General features: G+C 66.6%; 5 protein-coding genes. 3 read left to right on the top strand and 2 right to left on the bottom strand.

All coding sequences use genetic code 11. The annotated features are described in order from the left end of the window. On the bottom strand, positions 1–1,953 hold a 1,953-nt coding region (gene nirB / locus AC5RW2_RS39865; protein WP_494075225.1), incomplete at its 3' end, for a nitrite reductase large subunit NirB. A gap of 244 nt (positions 1,954–2,197) precedes the next feature. Between nirB and nirD the strand changes: the two genes are divergently transcribed. Further along, the gene (gene nirD / locus AC5RW2_RS39860; RefSeq protein ID WP_494028912.1) at positions 2,198–2,599 is read left to right on the top strand and encodes a nitrite reductase small subunit NirD; all 402 of its coding nucleotides are present in this window, start codon (positions 2,198–2,200) and stop codon (positions 2,597–2,599) included. A 17-nt stretch (positions 2,600–2,616) separates the two neighbouring features. Continuing rightward, positions 2,617–3,342 (top strand): sirohydrochlorin chelatase, encoded by a 726-nt coding sequence (locus AC5RW2_RS39855; protein ID WP_494028888.1) that lies wholly within the window; start codon positions 2,617–2,619, stop codon positions 3,340–3,342. Between the two features lie 120 nt (positions 3,343–3,462). Here AC5RW2_RS39855 and AC5RW2_RS39850 read toward each other — a convergent pair whose 3' ends face one another. Continuing rightward, positions 3,463–4,509 (bottom strand): IS110 family RNA-guided transposase, encoded by a 1,047-nt coding sequence (locus AC5RW2_RS39850; RefSeq protein WP_494075224.1) that lies wholly within the window; start codon positions 4,507–4,509, stop codon positions 3,463–3,465. A 385-nt stretch (positions 4,510–4,894) separates the two neighbouring features. Between AC5RW2_RS39850 and AC5RW2_RS39845 the strand changes: the two genes are divergently transcribed. Continuing rightward, the gene (locus AC5RW2_RS39845; protein WP_493986482.1) at positions 4,895–5,830 is read left to right on the top strand and encodes a mycofactocin-coupled SDR family oxidoreductase; all 936 of its coding nucleotides are present in this window, start codon (positions 4,895–4,897) and stop codon (positions 5,828–5,830) included. The last annotated feature ends 163 nt before the right edge of the window (positions 5,831–5,993 follow it).

Here is a 5,993-nt window from a genome sequence, read left to right as displayed (position 1 = left end):
GATGTCCGGCAGCTGCTCCAGCCGGGCGCCGAACATGTCGATGCGCAGGGCGCCGGTGATCTTGGTGTAGAGGCCGTACTTCTCCGCCACGCGCGCGATCACGCCCAGCTTTTCCGGGGTGATCTCGCCGCCGGGGATGCGCGGGACCACGGAATAGGTGCCGTCCTTCTGCATATTGGCCAGCGCGCGGTCGTTGGTGTCCTGCAGGGTCCCGCGGCCGCCGTCGAGCACGTAGGCCCCGTGCTGGGAGGCGAGGATGGAGCCGATGGCGGGCTTGCAGATGTCGCAGCCGCGCGCGCTGGTTCCTTCGGGCGCTGCTTGTTCGGGAGCTGTGCCGAACCGGGCCAGGATCTCCTCGAAGGATGCCAGTTCCAGGGCCCGGACGGCTTCGAACAGCTCGGCGCGGGAAAGGCTGAAGTGCTCGCAGAGCGCCTTGGAAACGGTGATGCCGTGCTTCGTGAGCTCGCCCTCCAGCAGCTTTTTCAGCATCGGAACGCAGGAGCCGCACTGGGTGCCGGCGCGGGTGCAGCCCTTCAGCGCCCCCAGTTCCCGGACAGGTTCCTGGCCTTCGCAGGCGCCGCAGCCGTTGACGGCGTCGCGGATGGAACCGGCCGCCACGTTGTTGCAGGAGCAGAGGATCGCATCGTCCGGCAGTTCGGTTTCCGGGGCGTCGCCGCCGCCGGCGGCGGACAGGTAGGCACCGGGTTCGGCCGGCAGCTCGCGGCCCAACAGCGGGCGCAGGCTGGTGTACGGGGCGGCGTCACCGACGAAGATCCCGCCGAGCAGCGTCTTGGCATCGTCCGTGACCACCAGCTTCTGGTAAACGCCGCGGGCCGGATCGGCGTAGACGATCTCCAGCGCACCGGGCTCCTGGGCAAAACAGTCGCCGAAGCTGGCCACGTCCACGCCGGAGAGCTTGAGCCTGGTGGCGGTGTCGAAGCCGGGAAAGGTGGCTTCGCCGCCGTGCAGGCGGTCCGCCACGACCTCGGCCATGGTGTTGGCCGGGGCCACCAGGCCCAGGCACATGCCGCCGTAGCTGGCCACCTCGCCGATGGCCCAGACGTTGGGGACGGAGGTGGAGCAGTCGTCGTTGATGGCGATGCCGCCGCGCGGCCCCAGCTCGAAGACTCCGGTTTCGCCCTCACCGGTGGCTGATTCCTGCGGCCGGGCCAGTTCGTCGCGCGGGCGGACGCCGATGGAAACGATCACCAGGTCTGCCGGGACCACCCGCCCGTCGGCCATTTCGACGCCGGTCACCTGCACTTCGGTGCCGTCGTCCGCCACCAGGACGGCGCTGGGGAATACCCCGCAGTGGACCTCGACGCCCTTGCCTGCGATCAGCCGGCCCAGCGCCTGGCCCGCGCCCTCATCCAGCTGCGTGTTCATCAGCCAGTCCGCCCCGTTGATGACGACGGCGTTGGCGCCCAGCTCCTGCATCCCGCCGGCCGCTTCCAGGCCAAGCAGCCCGCCGCCGATCGTGACGGCGTTGATCGTACGGCCCAGCTTCTCCGTCAGGCGCTCGACTTCCCGGCGAAGCGTCCAGACGTCCTCCAGCGTGCGGTACACGTGCGTGTGCTCGTTGCCGGGGATCGGCAGCCGGGCGGCGTTGGAGCCGGTGGCCAGCACCAGTTCGTCGTACGCATAACCGGTGCCGTCCTCGGTGACCACCTTGCGTGAAGCCGTATCGATGGAAACGGCTCGTGCGCCGGTAGCCAGCGTCACGGCATCGTGCTCCCACAGGGAGGCCTCGCCGAGGGTGAGGTCGACGTCGGACGTCAGCGCCTTGCTCAGCGCGACGCGGTCGTAGGGGAAGTGGACTTCCTCGGCCAGGACCGTCAGCCGGACGTTCTCCGTTTCCCGGGCACATATCGCCTCCACGAAGCGGTGCGCGGCCGGGCCGCCGCCGACGACGACGATTTCACGGACGGCGGGGGAACCGGGAGTGGGAGTCATGGCGGACCTTTCGACGGGTGCATTGCGATTGGAGTCCAGCCTAGGAAGCGGCCGTTGCCTCGCCATTTCCCATTTGTTTCCAGCACATGACTTCCTCACAACCCGGCGGGGTGCGGTGCGTGAGTGCCGTTTTACGGGGGTGAAACACAAGAACGGACCGCTGGAAACATGGGCTCACTAGCGTGGCTGACCATCCACAGAACTCGACGATCATCCACGACGAACGGGGAAAACGATGACCGAAATGCTGGCACCCGAACTGACTGCACCCGAACTGACTGCAGCAGACCTGACTGCGGACCGGGCCACTGCCTCCTGCGGCGTCTCCGCTTGGCACCGGATCTGCCGTCTCGAGGACCTGGAAACGGCCTGGGGTGAAGCGGCCCTGATCGAGAACCGGCAGGTGGCGCTGTTCCGCCTTTCACCCACGGAGGTCTACGCCGTTTCCCATCGCGATCCGGCCACCGCCGCCAATGTCATGGCCCGCGGCATTGTTGGGTCCAAGGGGGACCGGCCCACTATCGCCTCCCCGCTGCACAAGGAGGTCTACGACCTGCAGACGGGCGAATGCTTTGGGGATCCGTCCCTGTACCTGCGCACGTTCCCCACTCGTCTGGTGGACGGCTTCATCGAAGTTGGAGTCTGACGGATGATGCTGAGGGCGTGCACCGAGGCCGGCGTGGCGCTGCGGAGCGTCCGGCGCTGCTGGCAGCCTCGCACGGAACGTCCGATCCTACCGGCCAGGCCGCCATCGCCGCACTGGTCCGGGCCGTGGCACGGCAGCGGCCGCACCTGGACGTCGTTGAGGCTTTTGTGGACGTGCAGGAACCCGATGTTCCAGCGTCGCTGGCGGGCATCGAGCAGTCAGTGCGGATCGTGCCGCTGCTGCTGTCCGCCGGCCACCACGTGCACGTCGACCTGGCCGAAGCCGCCGTCGCCAAGGAAGGCACCGTCGTTGCCGCGGTACTGGGGCCGGACCGGCGACTGGCTGCCGTGCTGGCCCGGCGCCTGCAGCAGGCCGGACTGCGGCCGGAGGACCGCGTAGTTCTTGCAGCCGCCGGGTCGACCGATGCCCGGGCCGTGGCGGACTGCGAGCTGATGGCGCTGCTGTTGGGCAACGCGATCGGCAGGCCGGTGCGCTGCGGTTTCGTTTCTGTGACAGCCGTTGCCGCGCCCGCCCTTCCGGAGGCGGTACGGTCCGCCCGCGACCGTCTGGCCGGCAAAACCGGCCGTGTGGTCGTGGCGACGTATCTGCTGGCGCCGGGGTACTTCGCGACCCTGGCCGGACAGTGCGGGGCCGACGTCGTGACCATGCCGCTGCTCACGGCGTCGGACCCGCCCGCCCCCGAACTAGTGGATCTGGTGCTAGACCGCTACGACCTCCGCTGAGGGCCCAGCCCCACTCCGCAGCACACGTACGTTCCAGCTCCCCGCCCTCGCTGACTCCGCACGACGCGCACGTCTCAGCCCTGGGACGTGCGCGAGCTGCTGACCCTTCTATGGTGAGTGTCAAGCGAGCAGGGTCTGCAGTTGGCGGAAGATGGCGCGGGCTGCGTAGCGTTTCAGGGAGCGTTTGATGTCCCGGTAGGTCCGGCCTTCGGCGGTGCGGCGTTCGGCGTATTGTCTGGTGGTCTCGTCGTGGTTCATGCGGACCCGCACGATGACGTCCAGGGCCATGTTCAGCTGCCGGTCGCCGTGGCGGTTGAGCCGGTGCCGCACGGTGTTGCCGCTGGAGGCCGGCAGCGGGGACACACCGGCCAGGGCTGCGAAGGCGGCCTCGGAGCGTATCCGGCCGCGGTGCGAGTACGCGGCCAGGATGACCGCGGCGGTGACCGGCCCGACGCCCTGCAGGTCCAGGAATCCCGGGGCGAGCTGCTCGACCAGGTCCCTGAGCTGCTTCTTGATGCGGTTCAGGTGTCGGCCAGCATCCTTGACGGCGGTGGCGAGCCGGGTTGCTTCCTGCCGGGCGATCTGCTGCTCGACGGTGTCGGAGGCCCGTTCGTCCCAGCCGGCGATCATCGTGATCTGGGCGTCGGTGAGGGCCTCGCGGGCATCAACATCCAGGTCGCAGGTGCGCACCAGCGCGTTGAGGGCATTACGGTCCGCGGTCCGGCGTACGTCCAGGCCACGGCGTCCGGTCAGCAACACGCGAAGGGCCGCACGCAGCCCGTCGGCGCGCGGAACCGCCAGGCTTTCCACGGAGCGGTGCAGGACCTGCCGGGCCGCTTCGAGCGCGTCAATCGGGTCGGACTTGCCGACGCCGGCACGGGCCTGCCGGCGCGGCGGCTTCACCTCCGCCACCTCGATGCCGGCCCTCTTCAGGGCGCGGGTGAGTCCGGCACCGTAGGAGGAGGTTCCCTCCACGGCGGCCAGGATGTTCCCGTCCGTGTTCCGGCTGATCCAGGCGATGGCCCGGTCGATGCCCGCTGCGGTGGCGGGGAATGATTCGGTGGCCGTGCAGGCACCGGTGGCGGTGTCCACGATCGCGTAGGTGTGGGTTCTGGCGTGGGTGTCCACGCCAATGACGTGCCCGTACTTTTCTGCAACGATGGTCATTGCGGTGCTTTCCTTCCATAGGCGGGTACCGTCTCCGGCGCCGGCCTGGAAGGGTTCTTTCGAGGCAGCTCTCTAATGAGTCACAGGTGGCACCCTGGACGACCTTCTATCAAGCCATCGGAAGAGGACAGGCCGGCGCCGGCCCCACCGAACGGACAGGTCATAAAAAGGACACCGGAGCTCCGGGTCAGAGTCAGCGCGAGTCACGTTCAGCAGGACCGGCAGCCATCCTGCCAGCAGGCACCAGGCCAGCCACAAACCATTAGAGAGTCAACGCGGGATCTTGACGTAGCGTTCGCTATACCGTAGGTTCGAAGCACGCCCCCGATGAGAGATGCATCACACTCGTATGGTCGGGGCAAGAACTAGCGGAAGGCCAATAAGTATGGAACGTCTTTTGGGGCGCACTGCCTTGATCACCGGGGGAGCACGCGGTCAAGGTCGCGCAATCGCGGCGAAGTTCGCGTCGGAAGGCGCGGACATCGTGATCCTCGACATCTGTGGACCGATCGACTCCTTGGACTACGAAATGGGCTCGAAGGCAGAGCTCGATGAAACCAGGGACCTCGTCGAGGGTGCTGGTCGGCGCTGCATCGCGGAGGTCGTCGACGTACGCGACGAGGCGGCGATGACCGCCCTCGCTACGCGAACGGTGCAGGAGTTTGGAGGCATTGACATCGCCGTCGCCAACGCGGGCATCCACACCTACTCATCTATATGGGAGATGGGCGCCAGAGCGTGGCAGGACGTCATCGACGTCAATCTCACTGGAGTATTCAACACGATCAAGGCGGTCGCCCCCTTCATGATGGAGGCTGGCCAGGGCAATATCATCCTGACCGCCTCGTCTAACGGAGTGGAGGGCGGTATCAACAACGCTAGCTACACCGCCTCGAAGCATGGAGTCGTGGGGCTGGGACGCCAGGCCGCAAATGAACTGGGACCGTACAACGTCCGTGTCAACACCGTCCTGCCTGGGCCGATTCACACTCCAATGGTCACCAACCCTAAGCTGCAGCAGCAGCTATCCGGTAGCTCAGACATCCTATCTGCCGAGCAGATTAAGGATCAGACCGTCAACGGACCGCGCCACTGGCATGCGCTGCGCGGTCGGCCGATCCTTCCCGCTTCGGCGATTGCCGACGCGATGATCTGGCTTGCCTCCGACGAGTCCCAACACGTGACCGGAATCCTCCTTCCCGTCGACGCGGGACACCTTGTACTCCCGGGCATGAACTCGAATCCCATTGTGGATGATGAAATCGGGACTTTTGACTACCAAGAACACGCGCTCAGCTCCGGTGTCACTGTCGGGGACTAGGAAAATTCCCAACGCCTGATTTCGTTTGCTTCATCCATGGAATTTGTGCTTAGAGCCTCCGGGAGCCCCTAGTAGTACTTTGTTAGGTTTTCCGGCGAGGGTCTTTTAATCCGCCGGCGGTCCTGTTAATTTCCTGTTGTGGAGATGAACGGGACGGGGCTGC

The sequence above is a fragment of the Arthrobacter sp. B0316-1-20 genome (genome assembly GCF_059091865.1).
The sequence above is the reverse complement of the archived record's forward strand: the minus strand, read 5'-3'. Positions and strand labels throughout refer to the sequence as shown.

Bases quoted from the DNA above. Each gene is read 5' to 3' on its own strand.
- nirD (WP_494028912.1), top strand. From the start codon at position 2,198: ATGCTGGCACCCGAACTGACTGCACCCGAACTGACTGCAGCAGACCTG.
- AC5RW2_RS39850 (WP_494075224.1), bottom strand. From the start codon at position 4,509: ATGACCATCGTTGCAGAAAAGTACGGGCACGTCATTGGCGTGGACACC.
- AC5RW2_RS39845 (WP_493986482.1), top strand. From the start codon at position 4,895: ATGGAACGTCTTTTGGGGCGCACTGCCTTGATCACCGGGGGAGCACGC.